Origin of the sequence: Rudaea sp. 3F27F6, from assembly GCF_005503555.1 — a bacterium.
Taxonomy (GTDB): domain Bacteria; phylum Pseudomonadota; class Gammaproteobacteria; order Xanthomonadales; family Rhodanobacteraceae; genus Rudaea.
In genome coordinates this window covers 59,616-83,889 of sequence record NZ_SCNG01000006.1, presented here as the reverse complement: position 1 = coordinate 83,889, position 24,274 = coordinate 59,616, and the positions used below count along the sequence as shown (strand labels likewise).

The 24,274-nt window shown below is 63.7% G+C and carries 19 protein-coding genes; 9 read left to right on the top strand and 10 right to left on the bottom strand.

Going from position 1 to position 24,274, the window contains the following annotated elements:
* Positions 1–42 precede the first annotated feature (42 nt).
* The 4 genes from FFS30_RS20130 to FFS30_RS20115 form a co-directional block, all read right to left on the bottom strand.
* Positions 43–1,116, bottom strand: coding sequence for a heparan-alpha-glucosaminide N-acetyltransferase domain-containing protein (locus FFS30_RS20130; RefSeq protein WP_283235233.1), 1,074 nt, complete (start codon positions 1,114–1,116; stop codon positions 43–45).
* Complete coding sequence (locus FFS30_RS20125; RefSeq protein ID WP_137915001.1) at positions 1,113–3,554, bottom strand: family 20 glycosylhydrolase; 2,442 nt, start codon at positions 3,552–3,554, stop codon at positions 1,113–1,115. Before FFS30_RS20125 ends, FFS30_RS20130 begins: the two co-directional genes overlap by 4 nt.
* 144 nt (positions 3,555–3,698) lie before the next feature.
* Entirely contained in the window at positions 3,699–6,446 is a 2,748-nt protein-coding gene (locus FFS30_RS20120) for a TonB-dependent receptor (protein WP_137915000.1), read from the bottom strand.
* 151 nt (positions 6,447–6,597) lie between these two features.
* A complete protein-coding gene (locus FFS30_RS20115; RefSeq protein ID WP_137914999.1) occupies positions 6,598–7,668 on the bottom strand; it encodes a glucokinase in 1,071 nt (356 codons plus the stop codon).
* Positions 7,669–8,073: 405 nt separating this feature from the next.
* Between FFS30_RS20115 and FFS30_RS20110 the strand changes: the two genes are divergently transcribed.
* From FFS30_RS20110 to FFS30_RS20100, 3 genes are all read left to right on the top strand, one after another.
* Positions 8,074–9,153, top strand: coding sequence for a LacI family DNA-binding transcriptional regulator (locus FFS30_RS20110; protein ID WP_137914998.1), 1,080 nt, complete (start codon positions 8,074–8,076; stop codon positions 9,151–9,153).
* Positions 9,154–9,228: 75 nt separating this feature from the next.
* Positions 9,229–10,665, top strand: a complete 1,437-nt coding sequence (locus FFS30_RS20105; RefSeq protein ID WP_171014758.1) for a hypothetical protein — start codon at positions 9,229–9,231, stop codon at positions 10,663–10,665.
* 15 nt (positions 10,666–10,680) lie between these two features.
* Positions 10,681–12,123, top strand: a complete 1,443-nt coding sequence (locus FFS30_RS20100; RefSeq protein ID WP_137914996.1) for a hypothetical protein — start codon at positions 10,681–10,683, stop codon at positions 12,121–12,123.
* Positions 12,124–12,141: 18 nt separating this feature from the next.
* Here the strand turns inward: FFS30_RS20100 and eda are convergent, their stop codons facing one another.
* The 4 genes from eda to zwf all read right to left on the bottom strand — a co-directional run bounded on the left by eda (position 12,142) and on the right by zwf (position 17,096).
* Entirely contained in the window at positions 12,142–12,798 is a 657-nt protein-coding gene (eda, locus tag FFS30_RS20095) for a bifunctional 4-hydroxy-2-oxoglutarate aldolase/2-dehydro-3-deoxy-phosphogluconate aldolase (RefSeq protein WP_137914995.1), read from the bottom strand.
* Positions 12,799–12,932: 134 nt separating this feature from the next.
* Positions 12,933–14,747, bottom strand: a complete 1,815-nt coding sequence (gene edd / locus FFS30_RS20090; RefSeq protein WP_343182334.1) for a phosphogluconate dehydratase — start codon at positions 14,745–14,747, stop codon at positions 12,933–12,935.
* A gap of 175 nt (positions 14,748–14,922) precedes the next feature.
* Positions 14,923–15,630 (bottom strand): 6-phosphogluconolactonase, encoded by a 708-nt coding sequence (pgl, locus tag FFS30_RS20085; RefSeq protein ID WP_137914993.1) that lies wholly within the window; start codon positions 15,628–15,630, stop codon positions 14,923–14,925.
* A complete protein-coding gene (gene zwf, locus FFS30_RS20080; RefSeq protein WP_137915207.1) occupies positions 15,627–17,096 on the bottom strand; it encodes a glucose-6-phosphate dehydrogenase in 1,470 nt (489 codons plus the stop codon). The genes pgl and zwf overlap by 4 nt, the downstream gene beginning before the upstream one ends.
* Positions 17,097–17,273: 177 nt before the next feature.
* On the opposite strand from zwf, the gene FFS30_RS20075 reads away from it, so the two are divergent.
* The 3 genes from FFS30_RS20075 to nagA all read left to right on the top strand — a co-directional run bounded on the left by FFS30_RS20075 (position 17,274) and on the right by nagA (position 20,279).
* Complete coding sequence (locus FFS30_RS20075) at positions 17,274–18,026, top strand: GntR family transcriptional regulator (protein WP_137914992.1); 753 nt, start codon at positions 17,274–17,276, stop codon at positions 18,024–18,026.
* Positions 18,027–18,096: 70 nt separating this feature from the next.
* On the top strand, positions 18,097–19,131 hold the full coding sequence (locus tag FFS30_RS20070; protein ID WP_137914991.1) for an SIS domain-containing protein: 1,035 nt from the start codon (positions 18,097–18,099) through the stop codon (positions 19,129–19,131).
* Complete coding sequence (gene nagA / locus FFS30_RS20065) at positions 19,131–20,279, top strand: N-acetylglucosamine-6-phosphate deacetylase (RefSeq protein ID WP_137915206.1); 1,149 nt, start codon at positions 19,131–19,133, stop codon at positions 20,277–20,279. Before FFS30_RS20070 ends, nagA begins: the two co-directional genes overlap by 1 nt.
* Positions 20,280–20,288: 9 nt before the next feature.
* Here the strand turns inward: nagA and FFS30_RS20060 are convergent, their stop codons facing one another.
* Complete coding sequence (locus FFS30_RS20060; RefSeq protein WP_137914990.1) at positions 20,289–21,272, bottom strand: NAD(P)-dependent oxidoreductase; 984 nt, start codon at positions 21,270–21,272, stop codon at positions 20,289–20,291.
* Between the two features lie 159 nt (positions 21,273–21,431).
* Positions 21,432–22,418 carry a glucokinase gene (locus FFS30_RS20055; RefSeq protein WP_137914989.1) on the bottom strand — a complete coding sequence of 329 codons (987 nt, stop codon included), beginning with the start codon at positions 22,416–22,418 and terminating at the stop codon, positions 21,432–21,434.
* Between the two features lie 302 nt (positions 22,419–22,720).
* On the opposite strand from FFS30_RS20055, the gene rpsP reads away from it, so the two are divergent.
* From rpsP to trmD, 3 genes are read left to right on the top strand one after another with little or no spacing between them, the layout of a single operon-like run.
* Positions 22,721–22,981 carry a 30S ribosomal protein S16 gene (gene rpsP / locus FFS30_RS20050; RefSeq protein WP_137914988.1) on the top strand — a complete coding sequence of 87 codons (261 nt, stop codon included), beginning with the start codon at positions 22,721–22,723 and terminating at the stop codon, positions 22,979–22,981.
* A gap of 20 nt (positions 22,982–23,001) precedes the next feature.
* Positions 23,002–23,517: a ribosome maturation factor RimM gene (gene rimM / locus FFS30_RS20045; RefSeq protein WP_137914987.1), complete on the top strand. Its 516-nt coding sequence runs from the start codon at positions 23,002–23,004 to the stop codon at positions 23,515–23,517.
* Positions 23,518–23,519: 2 nt separating this feature from the next.
* Positions 23,520–24,260 carry a tRNA (guanosine(37)-N1)-methyltransferase TrmD gene (trmD, locus tag FFS30_RS20040; protein WP_137914986.1) on the top strand — a complete coding sequence of 247 codons (741 nt, stop codon included), beginning with the start codon at positions 23,520–23,522 and terminating at the stop codon, positions 24,258–24,260.
* Positions 24,261–24,274 lie beyond the last annotated feature (14 nt).

Sequence of the window (24,274 nt, the reverse complement as noted above, 5' to 3'; positions counted from 1 at the left end):
CGGGCTTTTTTTTGGCCCGTGCTTTGAACGCGGACCGGTTTTTCAGAGTTTGATGTACCAGCGCCGCCGGTCCATCCAGAACACGATCGCCCACCACAGCGCGACGAATGCGATGGCGAATGCCAGCGATGCTGCGTTCGGGCCGGCGAGCGGAACGATCCAACTCGCGAATACACGATCGTAGATCGGCTGCTGCAAGCCAAGCGCCGGCAACAAGATTTGCATCAGCTCCGAGCCCGCGTAGGCGGCAATCGCGTTGACGCCGAAGCGGCGGCCGAGCGCCGGCCAGCCGCGCAGATCGACGGCAACGTGGAAGGCCAGCAGCGCCAGTGTCGACCAACCCGCGCACCAGAGTGCGAACGACGGCGTCCACAGATTCTTGTTGAACGGCAGCGAATACGACCACAGCCACGCGGCCAGTACGGCCACTACACCGGCGACGAACAGATGCGTACGCTGTTCGCGACGCAGCCATATGGAGGCATAGAGGCCGAGCAGGCTGGTCGCGAGCGAAGGCAGGGTGCCGATCAGCCCTTCGGGATCGTGACCGCGGCCGCTCGCCGCGTCGATCGAATACACGGTCGGCCCGAACACGGCGCTGTCGATGCGGCTGACGATATTGTCCCACGGTGCAAGCGTGCTGCCCGCAAGCAGCAGGGCCCAGTAGCCGAGCAGCAGCACTGCGGCGGCGATCCACCAGAGGCGTGGCTTGCCCCAGATCGCGAACGCGGCCGTCGCGGCGAAGCACAGGCCGATTCGCTGCAGCACACCCGGAATGCGCCAATGCGCGCCCGGCAAGAGCCACGCGGCGAGCAGATTGATCGCAAGGCCGAGTGCGACGATGCGCAGCGCGCGCCACAAGGCGGCGCGGAACAAGGCGTGCGCATCGCCGCCCTGTTCGACGCGCGGCACGATGCCGAGGCCGACCGAAGTGCCCATCACGAACAGAAAAAACGGGAAGATCAGATCGGTCGGCGTGCAGCCGTGCCACGCTGCGTGTTCGAGCGGCGCGTAAACGTGATCCCAGTCGCCGGGATCGTTGACCAGCAACATCGCCGCGACCGTGCAGCCGCGCAGTGCATCGAGCGACAGCAGACGCGCCGCCGGCGCGTTCACGGGCCGGGCACCAGCCGCACCGAGTCGATCACGTGCAGGGGATTGTGCTTGCCGCTCGCGAAGCGCAGGCAGAGATCGTGCGCACCCGTCCGCGGCGGCAGAGCGAGATCGAATTCGGCGCCGTTCGGTCGTGCGAGCAGGGACGCGATCGGAGCGACTGCGAGCAGTTCGCCGTCGCAGCGATCGAGGTGCACCTGCAGTTCGCCCGCGGGATACCTCTCCGGCTTGTGCTCGACGACTTGCTTGATGTCCTTCCACAGCTGGAAGTTGTACGGCAGGCTCGCCGCGGAAATTTCGATGCGTGCGATGCCGTCGAGATCGGCGTGGCGCCACACCCAGCACGGTTCGAAGATATCGACCGCATACACTTTGTCGGGCGCACCGCCGACCGGTGCCGGCAGATTCAGCGGCAGGCCGGGCTTGGCGCGGCACGAGGCGAGTTCCGCCGAACTGCGTTCGAGCAGAGCCTGCGCATCGAGCTTGCGCACACGCGCATCGGCCAACGCAATGCCGCGCTCGAATGCCGTGGCACGGATTTCTCCGTGCGCGGGCGTCTTGAACGGCGCCTGATACAAAGTCGATTGCGGCGTCGGCGCATTGCCGTCGAGCGTATAGCGGATCTGGCCGAAGGCGATCTGGTTCGACATTTCGATCCCGACTTGCTTCGTCTTCGCGTCGTAGTCGCGGCGGATATCGACGGCGAACGGCGTCTGCGCGTAGCCGAGACCGAGCACACGATAGCGCTCGGTCTGCGTGACAAGACGTTCGAGGAAACCATGCCAGTCGTGCGTCGATGCGGGCGACCAGAGCACTTCGGCGAGCGCGGCGGCGCGCGGATAGGCGGCGCGCGTCACGCTGTCCGGCGTCGACAGATACTCGCTCCACAGGTTGGCCTGGGCGCCGAGCACGTGCTTGTCTTCGTCCGCGCTGAGTTCTTTCGGGATCGGATTGAAGTCGTAAACGCTCTTCAAAGTGATCGGATCGGGACGACCCGCAGGTTCTTCGGCGAGATCGGTCGGCAGATGATTGAAGTAGAGATCGGGATCGGGCGACAGCACGACGTCGTGGCCCTGTTTCGCCGCCTCGACCGCGCCCTTGACGCCGCGCCACGACATCACTGTGGCTTGCGGCGGCAGGCCGCCTTCGAGGATTTCGTCCCAGCCGATCAGCTTGCGTCCGTGCGCGGCGAGGAACTTCTCGATGCGCTTGACGAACCAGCTCTGCATTTCCATCTCGTTGTGCACGCCGAGCGCGCGCATGCGCTGCTGCACGCGCTTCGACGCCTGCCACTGATCCTTGGCCGCTTCGTCGCCGCCGACGTGGATGTACTGCGACGGAAACAGCGCCATCGTCTCGGTCAGCACGTTCTGCAAAAAGGTAAAAGTGGAATCTTCCACATTGTAGAGATAGGTGTGCACGCCCCAGTCGGGCGACACGCCGGGATTCTTTCCGGTGACGCCGAGCTGCGGATACGCCGCGATCGGCGCCTGCGCATGGCCGGGCATCTCGATCTCGGGCACGATCGTGACGCGGCGAGCCTGTGCGTAAGCGACGATGTCGCGGATCTGTTCCTGCGTGTAATAGCCGCCGATGCGCACCGGTTTGCCGTTGGCATCCTTGGGATTGCCGGCCGGCGTGCGCCAGGCGCCGATCTCGGTCAGCTTCGGATACTGCTTGATCTCGATGCGCCAGCCCTGGTCGTCGGTCAGGTGCCAGTGCAACACGTTGTATTTGTGCAGGGCCATCCAGTCGATGAATTGCTTGACGTATTCGGGCGGCTGGAAATGCCGCGCCGAGTCGAGCATCAGCCCGCGCCACTTGAAGCGCGGCTGGTCCTGGATATGCAGATTCGGAATGCGGGCTGGGCCGGAGGTTTTGCCGTCGAGCGTGAGCAATTGCCACAACGTCGTCGCGGCGTTGAAGGCGCCGTGACCCGAGGACGTGCCAATCGTGATGCCCTTGTCAGTGACGTCGAGATAGTAGTCTTCGTCGTGTTCGTTGCCGTCGGGCGGCGGCTTCAGCAGGAATATGTCGATCCCCGGATCGCTGCTGAAATTCGATCCCGTTTTTTTCAGGTCGAAGGTTTCCACCTTCAGATGCAATCCGCGCGTGCGCAGTGCAATGTCGCGCAACCATTCCGCAGCCGCGATGGCCTCGGGCTCCGACGATTGCACGCGCAGCGCCGCGCCGTCGCGCAGTTCGAAGTAACCGGGTTTGCGCTGCAGCGAATACGGCGCAGGGATGATGGAAAGCGGAATATTGTCGTTCGCGGTGGCCGAAACGGTAGCCGTCGGCTCGGTCTTGGGCGGCGCGGGATTCGGGCTGCGGCAATTGACCAGCGTCAACGTCAGCAGAAGTCCCATCGCGTAGAGAATTTTGTGCGCAAGGCGCGGCATGTCCTGCATGGTGCTGCGCTCGTTCAAACGATGCTCGATCATACCGTTCTTCTTTTGGCGGACAAAAAAGCGGGCCTCGAATGACACAAGGCCCGCAACGGCTGGAGAACGCCTTGAAAGGGATTGCGCCCGGCGGAGGCCGGTCCCGGCTCCCGTTGCCGGGAGCGGGACTTCTTCTTGCAGGGCTTAGAACTTGAGGCGCAGATTGACGTAGTACTGGCGTCCGTTCGTGTAGATCGCGTACGGCTGTTTGCCGAGCACCGGGTTCTGCGTGTAGTACTTGATCTTCGGGTCGTTGAGGTTCAGCGCGTCGAGCGTGACCGTCGCCCAGTCGTTGACCTTGAAGCCGAACGCCGCGGCGAGGTTGCCGATGCCCTGTTGGAAGTAGCTGTCCGAACGGCTCACCCCCGCGTAGAACGAGGAACGGTACGTATAGGTCAGGCGTGCGCTGAAACGGTCGTCCTCGTAGTAGCCGGACAGATTGACCGTGTTCTTCGACGCGCCCTGCAGCCACGGCCGGTCGGTGTCGTTGGCGTGGCCGTTGGCGTAGGTGTAGTTCAGCGCGACGCCGAAGTTTTCACCGATCGGCTGGATGTAGTTCAGCTCGACGCCCTTCATGCTGCCGCCGACGTTGCTCGGCACGCTGACCTTGTAGTCGACGAACACATCGTGTCCCGCGTTCTGACTCGCCTGCACGTCCTTGTAAGTGCGCACTTGGTTGGCGAAGTTCACGTAGTCCTTCAGGTCCATCGTGTACACGCCGGCCGACAGCAGGCCGCGCGGCGCGAAGTACCATTCCAGCGCGGCGTCGAAGTTGGTCGAGACGATGGGCCGCAACTGCGGATTGCCGCCGCTGCCCGTGTGAGTCAGGTCGTCGAGCGAGACCGAGCCGGCGAGAGCCGAGTAGTCGGGGCGCGTCAGCGTCTGCGACACAGAGAAGCGGGTGATGAGGTCCTGGGCGAGCTCGAACTTGAAGTTCGCGCTCGGCAGGAACTTGCCGTCGGAGTTGCTGTAGTTGCTCGTGTAGTACGGGCCGAAGGCCGAGCCGGTGAACGGCCCGCCGACGGTGTACTTCTCCGGCGTCGTCGTGTTGTAGTTGATGTCCTGATCGGTGTTGACGTAGCGCACGCCGGCGTTGGCGCTCCAGCGGTCGCCGGTGAAGTTGGCTTGCAGATACACCGCCGTGTCCTTTTCTTCGACGCGGTAGATGTTCTGCCAGTTGAAGCGCTGCACCGGATCGCGATTGGCGAACTTGCGGTTGAACTCGGCGAGCTGCTCCGGCGTGAGATACCAGGCGATCGGGAAACTGCCGCCGATGGTGCTCGGGAAGTCGCCCGGGTAGCGCTGGAACGAGCCCGGCAGGTTCGCCGGATTGGTCCAGTCGCCGGTCGGGCCCTGGCCGATGTCGCTGCTGTTTTCGCGCGTGTGCTTGGCGTAACGCACGCCGAAGTCGAGCGAAGACAGCACGCTGTTGTCGAACGCCAGCTCGCCGTCGGCCTGCAGCCAGTTTTCCTTGTCGGTGACGTGAATGTTCTGGTCGCCGAAGATCCAGCCCTGGCCGAGCTGCACGTTGGAAGGCGTGGTGTTGTCGCCGCCGAGATTCCAGTTGATCGGACGGCCGAGGCCCTGCATCTGCCAGCTCGCGCCAGCGCCGGCCTGGGTGCCGACTTCGAGGACGTTCTGTTCAGGGCTGTCGCCCTTGCCCTTGGTCGTGCCGACTTGGCCGGTGAAGCTGAGATGGTCGTTCGTGCGCCACTTCGCTTCCGCGGTGAGGAACTGGGTCTGCGAAGACGCGCCGGGGCGCGAGATCATGTCGTAGACGCCGTAGGAGTCGGTGCTGCCCGGCACCGGCGCGAAGTTGGCCGCGGTGATCAGGTTGCCGTCGACTTTGTAGCTCTGCAGGCCGGCGCCGCTCTTCATGAACGAGTGGCTGCCCCATTCCATGTAGTTGCGGTTGTAGTTGTCGGCCTTGAGTTTGGAGAAGAAGCCGTTGAGGTCGAACGAAAGGTCGTCGGTAGGCTTGTACTGGATGTCGAACACGCCGCCTTTGCGTTCGCGTTTCTGGGTGAAGTACACCGAGCCGATTTCGTCGGGATAGTACTTGCCGGCGAGATCCGGGTGGTCCTTGGCGATCTGATCGGTAGCCTGGATCTGCTGATAGCCGTTGACCACTTCCTGGCCGTTGCGCTGCAGGCTGCGCTTCTCGTAGAACGCCTGGAACATCACGCCGAATGTGTTGTCCGCATTCTTCCAGTTGACCAGGCCGGAGAACTGCGGCTCGGTGTCGCCGGGCAGATCGGAATAGACGCCGCCGACGCTTGCCTCGACGGTGAGCGGCTTCGAGTATTCGAGCGGCTTGCGCGTGCGGATGTCGACCGTGCCGGCGGCGCCGCCTTCAACGATCTTCGCTTCGGACGATTTGTGTACGACAACTTCGCTGACGATCTCCGACGGCAGCAGCAGGTAGCTGACGCTGCGGCCGATCGTCTGCACCTGACTGAGCACGAACCAGTCGCCCGTACCGACGCTGTGGCCGTTGATCAAGGTCTGGGTGAGACTCGGCGCGGTACCGCGGATGGAGACGCGGTCGTTTTCGTCGAAGCCGCCTTCGCTCGCGGACGCGCTGGCGATGTTGATGCCGGGCAGGCGCTGCAGCGAGTCGGCGACGTTCTTCGCCGGCAGCTTGCCGACGTCTTCAGAAGTCACGATTTCGACGTGCGAGTCGTACGCCTGCTTCAGGCGCAGCGAGGCTTCTTCCGTGTTGCGGATGCCGGTGACGACGACGGTGCCGAGTTCTTCGGCGGTCTTCTTGGAGTCGGCCGGTGCTTGTTGCGGATCGACTGCCGGCGCTGCCGGATCGGCGGCGTAGGCGAACGCACTGGCGTATAGGCTTGCCGCGATACTCGCCGCAAGCAGAGTTTTTCTGGATTTCATCGGTGGCCCTCTCAATGGTGTGTATGGTCAGGAAGACTTGGCGTAGCCGCATCTCCAGCTCTTTTCCACTTATTTGCATTTTTTATTTTTATACGTGCGTCCCGCACCGATTTTTGCTCCCGTGTTCTCTGTCCGCGCGCGGCGGAGCCATTCAGCGTTTTCCTTCTTCGTATTCGTGATCGAGGAACCAGTGCGCCGCGCCGGTCACGCCGAGCTGGCCGTGGTCGATCAGGTGCACGGGCACGCGTTCGAGCACCTCGCGCAGCGCACCCTTGTCGCTCAGGCGCGCGGCGAAGCCGCTGTCGCGCAGCAGCGGCGCAATCTGCGGCAGCACGCCGCCGGCGAGATAGACGCCGCCGTAGGCGCCGAGCAGCATCACCAGATCGCCGATCAGACTGCCGAACCAGGCGCAGAACAGTTCGACGGTTTCCAGTGCGAGCGCATCGCTCTGTGCGAGCGCCGCGGCAGTGATCTGCGCGGGCGACTCGAACTGCGCATGCGCGGCGCGCAGTGCGCAAAGCGTGCGGTACAGGGCGAGCATGCCGGGGCCGGAGAAAATCTGTTCGCTCGGCACGTGTGCCGAACCGTTGCCGAGCCGGCGCAGGATTTCGAGTTCGAGTTCGGTGCGCGCGGCGAGCGCCGCGTGGCCGCCTTCGGTGGCGAGAATGCCGGGACGCGTAAGGTCTGCGCCCGGAATCAACACGGCCGCGCCGAGTCCCGTGCCGGGGCCGACGACCAGTCGCGGCTGGGTGTGATCGATCGCGCCGCGTCCGGCGATCGGCGTAGATCCCGCCGTGCCCTGGAAGTGAGCGGCGTAGGCGACCGCCTTGAAGTCGTTGACGAGCACGATGCGGTCGAGGCCGAGTTCGCTGCGCAGGCGCGAGATCGACACGCGCCACGGCAGGTTTGCATTGATCAGATCGTCGCCGCGCAGCAGTCCGGCGCAGGCGATGCAGGCGTGAGCCGCGACCGGGCCGCCGACCGTATTGGTGAATTCGCGCAGGATGTCGTGCAGGCTGGCGTAGTCGGCACAGGCGAACTTGCGGTACTGCAGGATGCTCAGGCGGTCGCGGCCGTTGGCCGAATCCGGTCCGGGGCGGACGAGGCCGATGCGCGCATGTGTCCCGCCGACGTCGGCGGCGAGGAACGGCGCGCGTGCGCTGGGCGCTGCATACGCAGGCTGCGCTGGCTGATCGACGAATTGCGGACTTGCGCCTTGCATCGTGTACAGCTTCCCCGCTTCAGGACTGAAACGTTTCGGAGTGCGCTCCGAAATCCCCTTGTATCTGCCGACAGTGATCGAATCCCATCAGTCGCGGCGGAGTTTCCAGCATGATGACAACGTTGTCAACAATGTGTGACAAAATTTGTTTTCAGCGTGGATATCGGGTGAGAATGGCTTTGCAGAGCCAAATTTCCGTATATTCGCCAATGACAACGATACGAAAATTGAAAATTTTGTGACGCGCATAACGGTATCGAGCCAACAATCTCGCAGGCGGCTCGGCGAAGACGGCAGCGATAGCGGGCGCGAACTGCGCTAAGTCGTCGCGGGCCACGCCATGCGGCGATATTTCAACTGGTCGCGAAATGGCTTTCCGGCGACAATGAGACGAGGACAATGCAGATGGGACAAACGACGCTGGATACGACCCGCAAACGCAGCGCCACGATCAAGGACGTCGCGCTGCGCGCGAAGGTGTCGTTGAAGACCGTGTCGCGTGTCGTCAATCAGGAGCAGTCGGTGCTCGAATCGACGCGCAAGCGCGTCGAGCGCGCGATTGCCGAGCTCAACTATCAACCCGATCAGTCCGCGCGCAGCCTGCGCAGTGCGAAGTCGTACACGCTCGGCATGGTCTACGACAACCCGAACGCGTACTACGTCATCGCGATGCAGAACGGTGTGCTTTCCGTCTGCCGCGAGACCGGCTTCGATCTCAACATCCATCCCTGCGACTCGAATTCGCCCGAGCTGGCCGAAGAACTGCGCGAACTGGTGCAGCGTTCGCGTCTGGCCGGCCTCGTGCTCGCGCCGCCGATGTCCGAGCGCATGGAATTGATCCATTTCCTTGCGACGAACAAGATCAAGTTCGTGCGCATTCTGTCCGCGGCGGAAGATCCGCGCGACGGTTTCCCCTGCGTCTTCGTCGACGACCGCGACGCCGCCTATGCGGTGACCGAGCATCTGATCCAGCTCGGCCATCAGCGCATCGGTTTTCTCTGGGGCGGCAAGGCGCACCGTTCCAGTCCCGAGCGTTATCAGGGCTATGAGGATGCGCTCAAACACTACGGCATTGCGCTCGACAAGGCGCTGATCGTCGAAGGCGATTATTCGTTCGACGATGGCTTCCGCGGTGCACGCAGGCTGTTGGCGCTCAAGTCGCCGCCGACCGCGATCTTCGGCTCGAACGACGAAATCGCCGCGGGCGTGCTCGCTGCGGCCAAGGCGGCGAACCTCAATGTGCCGTTCGACCTGTCGATTGCCGGCTTCGAGGACAGCCCGTTCTCGCGCCAGTGCTGGCCTGCGCTGACCACCGCCAAGCAAGCGACCGAGGACATCGCGCGGCGCGCGACCGAGCGCCTGATCGCCGAGCTAAAACATGGGCGTCATGCCGAGCAGAGCATCGACAATGTCGGCTTCAGCCCGACCCTCGTGATCCGCGGCTCGACCGCGCCGGTGCGGCCCTCAGGAGGGCAGGCAAAGTAAACTTTTTTTCATTTGCCTGACGGTGGGGGCGTCGATAGGTTCCAGACAGGGGGCAGATAGCTACTGGGGAGTGTCATGAAAGGAATTGCGATAGGGGTTCTTGCCGCCACGGCTGCCCTTTCTTCGCCTGCTGTGAGGGCGATGCACTTGAACCCGAACGGCCTGGGTCAAGTACTCGTCTATCCGTACTACACGGTCAACAACGGCTACGCCACATTCTTCACGATCACCAACACAACCGACCAGGGTAAAGCGCTCAAGGTGCGCCTGCTCGAAGGCTACAACGGCCGTGACGTGCAGGACTTCAACGTCTATCTGTCGCCAAACGACTATTGGGTCGGCGCGGTGGTCGATTCCGGAAACGGCGGCGCAGCGATCTTCACCAACGACAATAGCTGCACGGTGCCGAAGCTGCCGAGAACGTCGGCAACAGCGTTGGCGCTGACGACCGCGAACTTCGACGGCACGGGCACACAAGGCGCGGATGGCGGGCCGACCGATGTCTCGCGCACGCGCGAAGGGCATATCGAAATCATCGAAATGGGTACGGTAGCCAATCCGAGTGCGACCTTGAGCGCCATCACTCACGTACAGGGTGTGCCCACCGATTGCCCGAGCATCGTCAATGCCTGGGGAAACGGCGGTCAATGGACGCTCGACGCGAGCAAGGACATCGGTCCTCCGTCGGGCGGACTGTTCGGCAACGGCGTGATTCTCAATGTCGACAAAGGCACCGTGTTTTCCTACGGGGCTGATGCCATCGCCCAGTTCTATGCGCGCGGTGATCGCGGCGAGCACAGTGGCCCGCAAGCACTGACGCCGAATATTTCGAGCGCCACTTCGCTGACCGCCGATGTTTATACCGACGACGGGCCCTTGTCGCTGACCTATGCGCGGCCCGTCGATGCGGTCTCCGCCGTGTTCATGGCCGACAAGATCCAGAACGAGTTCTGGTCGTTGCAGAGTATCGGCGCGACATCGGAGTGGGTGATCACTTACCCGACGAAGCGGTTCTACGTGGATCCCTATTGGGTGACGGGAGCAGTGCTGCCGCCGTTCGATCAGAAATTTGTAGGCAATAGTTCTTATAGCCCCATTGACACGGATTTTTTCGATCGCGAAGAAGCTATCCAAGGCAAGATCTACTTCTCGGTAGGGTCTTTGGGGGGCGACGGGCTATTGATGTACGAAACACAGGTGCCGATTTTTAGGCAACCGCCGGCTGCACAATCTTTTTTGCTCGGGTCTCGTCTCGTCGCGGGATCTGTCGGTGGCATCGAGTTCGACAACGGTTGGGCGCGATTCGATTTGGCTCCGACCGTCGCGCCGAGCCATCGTCTCGTTGCCACTAATGGCAACGTGCTTCTCGGACAGCCGGTGACCGGCTTCTGGGTCAATCAGTTGATCAACGGCAATGCCGACGGAAAAGGCGTGCTGGCGAACTATACGGCGCTGTATCCGCACAAACTGCACGTCGCTTGCCAGCGTGCCGACGGCACGCCTTGTTCTTGAGCCGGGGAGAAGATCATGAAACGGAATCTCGGTACTTTTTTCTTCGGCGCTGCGGCGAGTCTCTGCGCGCCCGCAGCAATGGCGATGTATCTCAACCCGTATGGAGCGGGGCAGGTGCTCGTCTATCCGTATTACACGGTCAACGGCGGCTACGCGACGTTCTTCGCCGTCTTCAATACGACCAATCAAGGCAAGGCGATCAAGGTGCGCCTGCTCGAAGGCTACAACGGCCGCGACGTGCAGGATTTCAATCTGTATTTATCGCCGGATGACTACTGGGTCGGCGCGGTGGTCGACTCCGGAAACGGCGGAGCGGCGATCTTCACCAACGACAACAGTTGCACGGTGCCGAAATTGCCAAGAACGTCGGCGACGGCGTTGGCTCTGACGACGGCCAATTTCGACGGCAGTGCGATGCAAGGCAAGGATGGTGGCCCGACCGATGTCTCACGCACACGCGAAGGGCATATCGAAATCATCGAAATGGGAACGGTGACTGGGCCGAGCGCGACTTTGAACGCGATCACTCATGTTGAAGGCGTTCCGGCCGATTGCGCGAGTGCGGTCAATGCCTGGGCGGCCGGCGGTCAGTGGGTTGCCGATTCGACCAAGGACATCGGTCCGCCTACGGGTGGCTTGGTCGGCAACGGCATGGTTCTCAATGTCGCCAACGGTACGGTGTTCTCTTATGGTGCCGATGCGATTGCACAGTTCTATGTCAAAGACGGCCGCGGCGAGCACAGCCGGCCGGATGCGCTTACGCCGAATGTCTCGAATGCGACCTCGTTGTCCGCGGACGTCATGACCGATGCCGGCCGACTGACGCTGGCTTTCGCGCGTCCCATCGATGCCGTATCCGCTGTGTTCATGGCGAACGAGATTCACAACGAGTACTGGACTTCGAACAGCGTGGCGGCCGCATCGGAATGGGTGATCACCTATCCGACCAAGCGTTTCTATGTCGATCCCTACTACATCAACGGTGCCGTGCGGCCGCCGTTCGAGCTTGCCTTCTCGAAGGCGCTCGGCGGGACGTCAGGAAGTGCGATACGTGCAGCCATCTTCGATCGCGAGGAAGGGCAGAACACACCGGAGATCGTCACCTTGCCTCCGGTCTGGGGCAAAGGCTTGTTCTATGAAACGCAGGTGGCGACTTTTGGCCAGCAGCAATCCGCCTCCCAGATCGTTGCGTCGAGGCTGGTTACGGCGAATTTCCAGATTCCGGATGCAGAAAACGGGTGGGCGAAATTCGATCTCGCAATGCCGGAAGCAACGACTCATCGGCTTGCGGCAGTAAATGGCAACGTGCTGATCGGCCAACCAGTAACCGGCTTCTGGATCAACCAACTCATCAATGGCGACGCGGGCGGAAAAGGCGTGCTCGCCAACTACACGTCGCTGTACCGGCACAAACTGCATGCCGCCTGCTTGAGCGCCGACGGCACGCCCTGTTCTTAGCGTTCCCCTCGCTATCGGTCAGGCCGTCGCTTTCAACGCCGCGGCCGCCCGCGCCAGTTCTTCGACTTTCTTCCAGTCGCCGGCCTTGAGCAGTTCGGCCGGACTCAGCCAAGTGCCGCCTACGCAGACAACGTTCGGGCTGGCGAGAAAGTCGGGCGCGGTGTTCTCGCGGATGCCGCCGGTCGGGCAGAACTTGATCGCGGGCAGCGGCGAAGCCCATGCCTTGATCAGATTGACGCCACCGGCCGGGACGGCCGGAAAGAATTTCTGGTAGCGATAGCCGCGCTCGAACAGCTTCATCGCTTCGGACGCGGTGGCCGCGGCAGGCAGCCATGGCAGCAGGCTCGCGTCGGCGGCGGCGAGCAGCGCGTCGGTCGCCCCGGGCGATACGGCGAAACGCGCGCCGGCGCGTTCGGAAGCCTTCAGATCGTTCGGCGTGAGCACCGTGCCCGAACCGACCACGGCGCTTTCGACTTCGCCGGAGATCGCGCGGATCGCATCGAGCGCGACCGGTGTGCGCAGGGTGATTTCGATCGCGGGGATGCCGCCGGCGACAAGCGCTTTCGCCAGCGGCACGGCCGCGGCGAGATCTTCGATCACGACGACGGCGACCACGGGCGCGAGGCGCAGGGTTTTCTCGACTTCAGCTTGTTTCTTTTCGATGGGGGTGGTCATCTACGAACTCCAAAAAAATTCGGACGCGGATCAACACGAAGGGACACGGAGAAAAGCAGAGAGCCGTAAATCAAAATGGTTTCTGCATCCGTCCATGTTCATCCGCGTTTATCCGTGTCGAAATACGCTTTTCATCAATTGAACACACAAGCGCCCGCATCGGAGGCGCCGACCGTATCACGGAACAATGAAAACAATTCGCGGCCAAGGCCGACGTGATGCGAGGCCAAGTTGTCGGCGCTTGCCGGCTGCCGCGCGGAAAAAGTCGCCGCATCCACTTTGACTTCGAGCGTGCCGGCGTTCGCATCGAGACGAACGACGTCGCCGTTGCGGATTTTGGCGATCGCGCCGCCCGCAGCGGCTTCGGGCGTCAGATGGATCGCCGCAGGCACCTTGCCCGAAGCGCCCGACATGCGTCCGTCGGTGACGAGAGCGACCTTGAAGCCGCGGTCCTGGAGCACGCCGAGCGTCGGCGTCAGCTTGTGCAGCTCGGGCATGCCGTTGGCACGCGGGCCCTGGAATCTCACCACGGCGATGAAATCGCGGTCGAGTTCGCCGCGCTCGAAGGCAGCCTTCACGTCGTCCTGTTCGTCGAACACGATCGCGGGCGCTTCAATCACCGCGCGTTCGGGTGCGACCGCGGAGATCTTGATTACGGCGCGGCCCAGATTGCCGTCGAGCGCTTTCAAGCCGCCGTCGGGGCGGAACGGATTCGCGGCGGGGCGCAATACGGTTTCGTCGTAGCTGGCCGGCGCGACTGGCACGTAGTCCAGTTTCTTTTCGGTATCGAGCAGGGCGTGCTTGCGGTAGCCGTCGAGGCCGGTGCCGTTGACGGTGAGCACGTCGGCATGGACCAGACCCGCATCGAGCAATTGCGCGATCAGGAAGTTGAGGCCACCTGCGGCGTGGAATTGGTTCACGTCGGCCTTGCCGTTCGGATAGACGCGCGCGAGCAGCGGCACGGCGTTCGCGATCGCGTCGAAATCTTCGAGCGTGATGACGATGCCGGCGGCGCGCGCGATCGCGACGATGTGCAAGAGCAGATTCGTCGAACCGCCCGTCGCATGCAGGCCGGCAATGCCGTTGACGACTGCGCGCTCGTCGACGATGCGGCCGATCGGCGTGTACTCGGCGCCGAGTGCGGTGATCGCGGCAGCGCGTTCGACAGCAGCGACGGTCAGCGCATCACGCAACGCACTGTCCGGCGCGACGAAGCTGGCTCCGGGCAGATGCAGGCCCATCAGCTCCATGAGCATCTGATTGGAGTTCGCCGTACCGTAGAAGGTGCAGGTGCCGGGTGCGTGGTAAGAAGCCGCCTCGGCTTCGAGCAATTCTTCGCGGTTGGCTTTGCCTTCGGCATAAAGCTGGCGCACCTTCGACTTGGTGTCGTTGCTGATGCCGCTCGGCATCGGTCCTGACGGCACGAAGATCGAAGGCAGGTGGCCGAAGGTGAGTGCGCCGATCATCAGGCCCGGCACGATCTTGTCGCAGATGCCGAGGTAGAGCGCGGCGTCGAACATATCGTGCGACAACGATACTGCGGTGGCGAGTGCGATCACGTCGCGCGAAAACAGCGACATCTCCATGCCGGGCTGGCCCTGGGTCACGCCGTCGCACATCGCCGGCACGCCGCCGGCGACCTGCGCGGTCGCGCCGACTGCACGCGCCGCGCGCCGGATCAGCTCCGGATAGCGCTCGTAGGGCTGGTGCGCGGAAAGCATGTCGTTATAGGCGTTGATGATGCCGATGTTCGCGCGCACGTTGGCGCGGATCGTCGCCTTGTCGTCGCTGCCGCAGGCGGCGAAGCCGTGGGCAAGATTGCCGCACGACAGGCGCTTGCGATGCGGGCCGTGCCCCTTCGCGCGGTCGATCTTGTCGAGATAGGCCTCGCGCGTCGCGCGGCTGCGCTCGGCGATGCGGGCGGTGACTTGGGCAATGGCGGGATTCAATGGCATGTCTTCACACCTTCATCTTCTTGCAATCGCATTTGATCGACGATGGATATTCAAGAGCGTTTCGGCCACGGATTACACGGATATGCACGGATAAAGCGAATTGAATTTAAGTGGTTTTTGATCCGTGTTCATCCGTGTAATCCGTGGCCAATAGCTCTTCTTTCACCACTCACGGACACCAAAAGACCTGCAGCGGCGCGCGCGCATTGCGCAGCACAGCGCTGATCGGATAGGCGCGATTCGTCGCGGCGACGTAGCGCGCGGTTTCGAGCACGCTACGCTTGCGTTCGCCTTCGATGTGCAGATAGATCGCGCGGCTGTCGAGAATGGTCGGCAGGGTCAAGGTGATGCGCGGCTCGCCGGCGCTGCGCGCGTGGATCGGCAGGACGATGGCGTCGGTCTTCGGATCGGTGGCGTTGGCAAGTCCGTCGCTGTCCGGGAAGAACGAAGCGGTGTGTCCGTCCTCGCCCATACCGAGCACGAGCGCGTCGAACGGCAGGTCGAGCATGGCGATGCTGGCCGCGATTGTGTGCAGACCTTCTTCGGGCGTTGCCGCCCCGGTTTTGTACAGCGGCACGAAGCGCGCCGCCGCGGCGGCGCCGCGCAGCAGATTCGCGCGCACGAAGCCTTCGTTGGAACGCGCATCGTCCGGTGCGACCCAGCGCTCGTCGACGAGGGTGACGGTGACATTGGCCCAGTCGAGTTTCTGCAGCGCAAGCGCCTGGAAAAAACGCAGTGGGGTCTTGCCGCCGGAGAGCGCGAGCAGGGCATGGCCGCGCGTTTCGATGCCGCGCGCAAGGTCGTTCGCGACTGCCGCGGCGAGCGCGATGGCCAGTTGGGCGCCGTCGGCGTAGCGGTGATAGTCCAATGCGCTCATGCGTCGTTCGTGTCCGAGTCGTGCCAGGTACGGCCGTCGCGTTCGATCAGCGCGACCGAGGCGCTCGGTCCCCAGGTGCCGGCCGTGTACGGCTTGGGCGCTTCGGGGTTGGCCTTCCAGGCGGCGAGGATCGGGTCGATCCAGCTCCATGCGGCCTCGACCTCGTCGCGGCGCATGAACAAGGTGAGATTGCCGCGCACGACGTCGAGCAGCAGGCGCTCGTACGCGTCCGGTTGCGACACGCCGAAGGCTTCGGCAAAGCTCATGTCGAGCGGCACTTCCTGCAGGCGCAGTCCGCCGGGGCCGGGCGATTTGATCATCAGCCACAGCTTCACGCCTTCGTCGGGCTGCAGGCGCAGTACGAGGCGATTCGGTGCGATCGGTCCGGCCGAGGAATGGAAGATCGAATGCGGAATCGAGCGGAACTGGATGACGATCTCGGACACGCGCGTCGGCAGGCGCTTGCCCGTGCGCAGATAGAACGGCACGCCGGCCCAGCGCCAGTTGTCGACTTCGGCCTTGATCGCGACGAAGGTGTCGGTGTGCGAAGAGGGCTTGCCGAGGTCTTCGAGATAGCCGGGCACCGCGCCGCCGTTGCTCGCGCCGGCACGGTACTGACCGCGCACGGTATTGATGATCGCGTTGTTCTGGTTGATCGGCTTGAGCGAGCGCAGCACTTTGAGCTTCTCGTCGCGCACCGCGTCGGCGTCGAGCGAGGCGGGCGCTTCCATTGCGACCATGCAGAGCAACTGCAGCATGTGGTTCTGCACCATGTCGCGCAGTGCGCCGGCGTTGTCGTAATAGGCGCCGCGCTTTTCCAGGCCGACCGTTTCGGCGACCGTGATCTGCACATGGTCGATGCGGCGCGCGTTCCACAGTGGCTCGAACAGCACGTTGCCGAAGCGCAGGGCAAGCAGGTTCTGCACCGTCTCCTTGCCGAGATAGTGATCGATGCGGAAGACGTGCTTTTCATCGAAGGCGCTGGCGACGTCGTTGTTGATGACGGTCGCGCTGGCGAGGTCGCTGCCGATCGGCTTCTCGATGACGACGCGTGCGTCCTCGCCGTTGAGGCCGTGAGCGCGCAGGCGGTCGCAGATCGCGACGAACAGGCTCGGGCTGGTCGACAGATAGAACACGCGCACGCGGCCCGAGCGCGATTTGAGGTCGGTCTCGAATTCGTTCCAGCCCGCGTCTTGCGTCGCGTCGAGACCGAAGTAGTGCACGCTTTCGAGGAAACGATCGACGGTCGCCGGATCGGCCTTCTTCACATGCTCGGCGAGCGCGGCGCGCACGCTGTCGCGATAAGTCTGGTCGTTGTCCTTGGTGCGCGCGACGCCGATGATGCGACTGTCGTTGGGAATCTGGCCGTCGGCGTAGCGGCGGTACAGCGCCGGCAGCAACTTGCGCATGGCGAGATCGCCAGTGCCGCCGAAGATCACGAGATCAAACAGATCGACCACTTTCATTTCTGCCACGGCGCACTCCGGAAGCCTGTTTTGTTTGGAAAATTTGTCCAGTTCGCGAATGATACCACTTTCATACCACTGAATTCCATAGCCGCCGAATAGCCGATTTTCGGGCTGTGGACTCTGTCAAAAATCGGTAATTTGGCAAAAGTGGTATTCCATTGGTATGATGGTGGCATGCAAGCGACTCTGTACGCCGAATATCGCAAACTCGACCGCGGCAGTGAAGCGCAGCGCTCGCTCGCCTATCTGCGCCTGCGCCGCGCGATCCAGAACACGATCGAGTCCGGCGCGTTTCCGCCGGGCCAGGCTTTGCCGAGCGAACGCGATCTGGCGAAAAAGCTCGCGCTCTCGCGCGTCACCGTGCGTAAGGCGATCGGCGGCCTCGTCGAAGAAGGCCTGCTCACTCAGCGTCATGGTGCCGGCACGTTCGTTGCGGAGCGCATCGTCAAATCGTTTTCGCGCCTGACCGGATTCACCGACGACCTGCGCGCACGCGGGCTCAAGCCGCGCGTTAAATTCCTCGAACGCGGCGTCGGCGAAGTCACTCCCGAAGAGGCGATGGCGCTCAATCTGTCGCCGGGTGCCGACGTGATTCGCCTGCGCCGCCTGCGTTTCGCCGACGACAAGCCGCTCGCGGTCGAATCGACGGTCGTGCCTGCGGCGGTCATCGCCGATCCGAACGCGATCAAACTTTCGCTATACGACGCGCTGGAGAAAATCGGCTGCCGTCCCACGCGCGCCTTGCAGCGCCTGCGCGCGGTCGCGCTCGCCGAAGACGATGCCAAGCTGCTCGGCTGCGAGGCGGCCAATCCCGCACTCGCGATCGAGCGCCGCGCGTTTCTCGACGACGGCCGCGTGGTCGAATTCACCACCTCGCTGTATCGCGGCGACGCCTACGATTTCGTCGCTGAGCTGCACGGCGAATAGGCGCCGGGCGATTGCTTTGCGACGAATTCCGGCTACTATCCACGCCTCGAATGACAACGATGTCACGCCCATGCTGAAGCCGAACGAGACCAAGATGTACCACGAGGCCGGCGAGAGCGCCGACGCCGTCGGGCGCCAGTTCGCCGCCAACGATGACATCGTTTTGCGTCTCGTCGAAAAACTCCAGGCGACGCCGCCGCGCTTTATCGTCACTTGCGCGCGCGGCAGCTCCGACCATGCGGCCACGTTCGGCAAATATGTTTTTGAAACCCAGGTCGGCCTGATGACCGCGTCGGCGTCGCCGTCGATCAGCTCGATCTATCACTCGCGGCAGCAGCTCGACGGCGCGCTTTACATCGCGATTTCGCAGTCGGGCGGCAGTCCCGATCTGGTGCGTGCGGCGCAGGGCGCGAAGCAGGCCGGCGCGCACGTGGTCGCCCTGGTCAATGTCGAGGATTCGCCGCTTGCCGCCGTTGCCGACACCGTCGTGCCGGTACGCGCCGGGCCCGAACTCAGCGTGGCCGCGACGAAGAGTTACATCTGCTCGTTGTCCGCCCTCGTGCATATCGCGGCGCGCTGGAAAGGCGACGAAGCGTTGCTCGATGCTTTGCGTGCTACGCCCGCGGCGATGCGCGCGACCTGGGCGATGGACTGGACGCCTCTGGTCGATGGACTGGTCGGCGCGAACAATTTGTTCGTCGTCGGCCGCGGACTCGGACTCGGTGCCGCGCAGGAAGCCGCGCTCAAACTCAAGGAAACCTGCGGACTGCATGCCGAGGCGTTCAGCTCGGCCGAAGTGAAACACGGCCCGATGGCCCTGGTCGGGCGCGATTTCCCGGTGCTGTTCCTGACTCAGCAGGACGAGTCGCTGGCCGGCACGCGCGAAGTCGCCGACGAATTCGCCGGCCGCGGCGCGAAGGTGTGGATCACTTCGAGCGACCCCGGTCAGGCGCATGCGCTGCCGGTCGCCGCTGCGCCGCATCCGGCCTGCGCGCCGTTGATCGCGGTGCAGGGCTTCTACAAGGCGGCGAACGCGCTGGCGATCGCACGCGGGCGCAATCCCGACGTGCCGCCGCATCTCAACAAGGTGACGAGGACGGTGTGATGGTGACCGCGCTGGTCAATTCCAGAGTGCTGCTCGACGACGGTTTTCGTGACGGGCTGGCGGTGCTGATCGAGGACGGCTGCATCGTCGATATCGTTGCTGCGGCCGAAGCGGGCGGACGTGCGCAGCAGACCCTGGATTTGCGTGGCGCCAGTCTCGTGCCGGGCTTTATCGACACCCAGGTCAACGGCGGCGGCGGCGTGTTGTTCAACGACGAGCCGAATGTCGAGGCGGTGCGTCGCATCGCGCATGCGCACCGCCGCTTCGGCACGACCGGCATGCTGCCGACCCTGATCAGCGACGATGCCGCGGTCATGCAGCAGGCGATTGAGGAGGTCGATGCGGCGATCGCGCAGGGCGTGCCCGGTATTCTCGGCATCCATTTGGAAGGTCCGTATCTCGCGCCGGCGCGCAAGGGCGTGCACGACGCGAGCAAGTTCCGCGTGCCCGGCGCAGCCGAGATCGACATGGCTTCTTCGCTGCGCAATGGCAAGACGCTGTTGACCCTGGCGCCCGACCGCGTGCCCGCGGAAGTGATCCGCGAGTTCGTCGCGCGCGGTGTGATCGTCGCCGCCGGCCATACCGCGGGAAGCTACGCGGAAACGCGCGCGGCGCTCGATCTCGGCGTGCGCGGTTTCACTCATCTCTACAACGCGATGACACCATTGACCGGCCGCGAACCCGGCGTCGTCGGCGCGGCGCTCGACGATGCCGCGAGCTGGTGCGGCGTGATCGTCGACGGCCATCACGTGCATGCAGCCTCGCTGCGCGTCGCGCTCGACGCCAAGCCGCGCGGCAAGATTTTTCTCGTCACCGACGCGATGCCGCCGGTCGGTTCGGACAATCCGTCATTTCGCATCAACGGCGAGATCGCCACGGCGCGCGACGGCCTGCTGACGGTGCCGGACGGCACGCTGGCGGGCTCGGTACTCGACATGGCTCAGGCGGTGCGCAATACCGTGGCCTGGCTCGACGTCAGCCTCGACGAAGCGGTGCGCATGGCGTCGACGTATCCGGCGGAGTTCATCGGCCTCGGTGCGAGCCACGGGCGCATCGCGCCGGGCTACGCGGCCGATCTCGTCGCGCTCGACGAGCATTCGCAGGTCAGTGCGACCTGGATCGGCGGCGCCGTCGAAGAGTACGCCTGAGCCTGCGGCTCAATCGACCGGGAAGGGCCCTTCCTCGAACACTTCTTCGTGATAGCCCTTCGCGCCGATCGCCTGCGCGAGCGGGCTGCGGAAATCCTCGTTCGCGCGCAGCCGGTCGAGCACGTAGGCGAAGTCGTAGCGCGGCTCCCAGCCGAGTTCGCGCCGAGCCAGTTCGTTGACGTAGACGCGGTCGATCGAATCGAACATGTGCCAGCCGTGGCGCGCATATTCGTCGGCGTAGTCGGGAAACAGCCGGTGCAGAACGCCGGACGCGTCGTTGCGCAGCTCCGCCAGGTCTGCGCGTGCAAACGGCGTGGTCGCGCTGATGATGTAGCGGCCGAAACCGAGTTGCGGCGCCTTGTCGATCGCGAGCAGATGCGCATCGACGATGTCGGCGACGTCGACGCGGCGGTAGAGGAATTCGTTCGCCTTGATGTTTGCGTCGACGAAGCGGTCGCGCATCTCCTTGTTGTCGTCGGCCTCGGGGAAAAACCGCGAGGTGCGCAGGACGAGGCAGGGCAGGCCGAACTTGCGCCGGAACAACTGACAAAGATTCTCCGCAGCGACCTTGGTGACGCCGTAGATGTTCTTCGGAATCGGCACGACGTCTTCGGTGATCCATGCCGCGGGCGCTCCGGGCGGCGGCGTGAGCGCGTCGCCGAAAGCGCTCGTCGTGCTGGTGTAGATAAAAGACTTCGCCTTCGCGGCGACGGCTTCTTCGAGCAGGTTCAGCGTGCCGCTGATGTTGGTATCGATGAAATCCTGGCGCGCGTGCGTGGCGACGTGCGGCTTGTGCAGCGTCGCCGCGTGCAGCACAGCATCGACGCCGCGCATGCAGTGCCGGACGAAATCGCGGTCGGCGATCGAGCCGACCGCGTCCGTGTACGCCGAAGGCAGGATATCGATACCGACGGTTTCGTGGTTCGAATCGCGCAGGCGGCGCATCAGCGCTTCGCCGAGATGGCCGCTGCTGCCGGTGACAAGAATTTTCATGCGATCGAGAAACGTTGGGAGGCGGGCGATGCGGATCAGAATCGATGCGCGCGAATAAGGCAACAGGGTTCGATCTTGGGTTTGCGTTTTTGCGGAACCGATCCGCTTTTCTGCGCTCTCGACTGCATAAGGATTCGAGAGCGGGGCTGCCGCATCGGTTTACGCGTTGTGATCCTGGTACCACGCGGCCGCGCCGATCAGGCCGAGCTGGCCGTGTTCGATCAGCCAGATCGGCACGTGCTTGATCACTTCGCCGAGCGCGCCCTTGTTGTGATAACGGGCGACGAACTTGCTCGTCGGCAGGAACGAGCGGATGCGCGAGGGGATGCCGCCGGCGAGGAACACGGCGCGCGCGTTGTAGGCGAGGACGAGATCGCCGACGAGGCTGCCAAGCAGGCCGCAGAACACGTTGAGCGCGGTCACCGCCTGCGGATTCGCGTTCGCGAGCGCGGCCGAGGTCACGTCGGCCGGCGTGCGCAGCAGGGCCGGCACGCCGTGCAGGATGCAGATGCATTCGTAGAGATTGAGCAGGCCGGGGCCCGACACCGCGCGTTCGCGATCGACGTGCGGCCAGCGCTTGAACAGCTCGCGCAGGATGTCGATTTCGAGCTCGTTGCCCGGCGCGAGCGCGGCATGCCCGGCCTCGCTCGTGATCACGACCGGGCGCGGCTGATGCGGGATGCGTACGGCCTGGCCGAAGCCCGTGCCCGGGCCGACCACGAGCGTGGTCACCTTGGACGGATCGACCGGCTGTCCGCTGAGCAGCTGCGCCGAGGCGAGATCGATATGCGGCGCGGCGTGCGCGAGCGCTTCGAAGTCGTTGATCAGAGCGAGGTCCTTGAGCCGCGCGGCTTGCCGCGTTTGCGACAGCGACACGTGCCAGGGCAGGTTCGGGTTGATGAGATTGTCGCCGTCCTGCAGCCCGGCGATCGCAATCGCGGCGCTGACCGTGTCGGACGAACCGTGCGTCTCGATAAAGGTGCGCAGGATTGTCGCGAGGTCGGGGTATTCCGCGCAGATATATTCCGAGTAGTGCAGGATCGACACGGCGCCTTGCGCGGTGAAGCGGACGAGGGCGAGGCGGGCATGGGTGCCGCCGACGTCGGCAGCGATGAAAGGGGTGTCGGCGGCGGGGGCTGGGCTCAAAGGAAATTCCTGGAAAACGTTGATCGACAAGGGCCCGGCGCACGGGACGTGGGAGTGTGTGCAGCGCCTGCGGGCTTGTCAATCCGTGTTTGAAACGACGGGCTTCGCGGCAATTTGCCGGCACGCAATGGCGAGCTTACGCGACCACTTCGCGCACATCGCTGAAAAGGCTTTATTTTTTTTCAAATTCGGCTAAAATGCGCGGTCCCCGAATCTGTTGTCCGCGCTATGCGGACGTGCTGCGATGCTCGCGGCCGGGCTCGGGGCTAAATCCGTACCCGATAAATTCTCGAGAAATAAACATGGTCAAGATTCGTCTTTCCCGCGGCGGCGCCAAAGGCCGGCCGTTCTATCACATCATCGTCGCCGACGAGCGCAAGGCGCGCGACGGCCGCAACATCGAGCGCGTGGGTTTCTTCAACCCGGTCGCGGCCGGCAAGGAAACGCGCCTGCAGCTCGACGTCGAGCGCGTGAACAACTGGGTCGCCAAGGGCGCGCAGCTCAGCGACAAGGTGCGCACGCTGCTCAAGGAAGCCGGCAAGCAGGCCAAGGCCGCTGCCTGATTCCGCGCGAGGCCGTGAAGATGGCCGCGCCTGACGAGAAGCAGCTGGTCCTCGGCAAGATCGTCGGCCTGTACGGCGTCGAAGGCTGGGTCAAGCTCGAGTCCTACAGCGAACCGCGCATCCGGATCTTCAAGTATTCGCCCTGGTTCGTCGGCATGGCCGACGCCGCAGTCGAATATGCGAATGTGAAGGGCAGGGCGCAGGGCAAGGGCATCGTTGCCCGTCTGCCCGGCGTCGACAGCCGCGATGCTGCGGCGGCCCTGATCGGCGCCGAGATCCGCGTTCTGCGTTCCGCCTTGCCGAAACCGAAACACGGCGAGTACTACTGGGTCGATCTCGAAGGGCTCGATGTCTTCAATCTCGAAGGCGTTGCGTTCGGCAAGGTCAGCCATCTGTTCTCGACCGGCGCGAACGACGTGCTCGTCGCGAAGGACGGCGATCGGGAGCGTCTGGTGCCGTTCGTGACCGGCGAATTCGTCAAGCAAGTCGATATCGAAGGCGGCAAGATCGTCGTCGATTGGGATGCGGATTTCTGAGCGTGCGCGTCGACGTAATCACGCTGTTTCCCGAGTTCGTCGACGCCGCGGCCAGAATCGGCGTGGTCGGGCGGGCACAGGAACGCGGTTTGCTCGCGGTGCACGGCTGGAATCCGCGCGACTATGCGACCGATGCATATCGGCGCGTTGACGAGCGGCCGTTCGGCGGCGGTCCCGGCATGGTCATGCTGATCGATCCGTTGCGCCATGCGCTGCGTGCGGCGCGGGCGGCGGATGCGAAGCCGGCCAAAACGATTTACCTGAGTCCGCAGGGAACGCGGCTCACGCAGGACAAGGTGCGCGATCTCGCACGAGAAGAACGTTTGATCCTCCTGTGCGGACGCTACGAAGCGGTGGACGAGCGCCTGATCGAGCATGAAGTCGACGAGGAAATTTCGATCGGCGACTACGTGCTTTCGGGTGGCGAACTTGCCGCGGCGGTGCTGATCGATGCGATCGGACGGTTGCAGGACGGTGCGCTCAACGATGCGGCTTCGGCCCAGCAGGATTCGTTTTCGGACGGCTTGCTCGATTGTCCGCATTACACGCGGCCATTGGCGCATGAGCTCGGCGAGGTACCGCCCGTGTTGCTTTCGGGGGACCACGCGGCCATTGCAAAATGGCGGCGGAAACAGGCACTTGGACGTACCTGGCAGCGCCGGCCCGACTTGCTGGCCAGGGTCGCACTGAAACCGGAAGAAAATTTATTTTTGCTTGAATTTCAGAAAGATACGAAAAAGTAGTGAAGTTGGTCGTC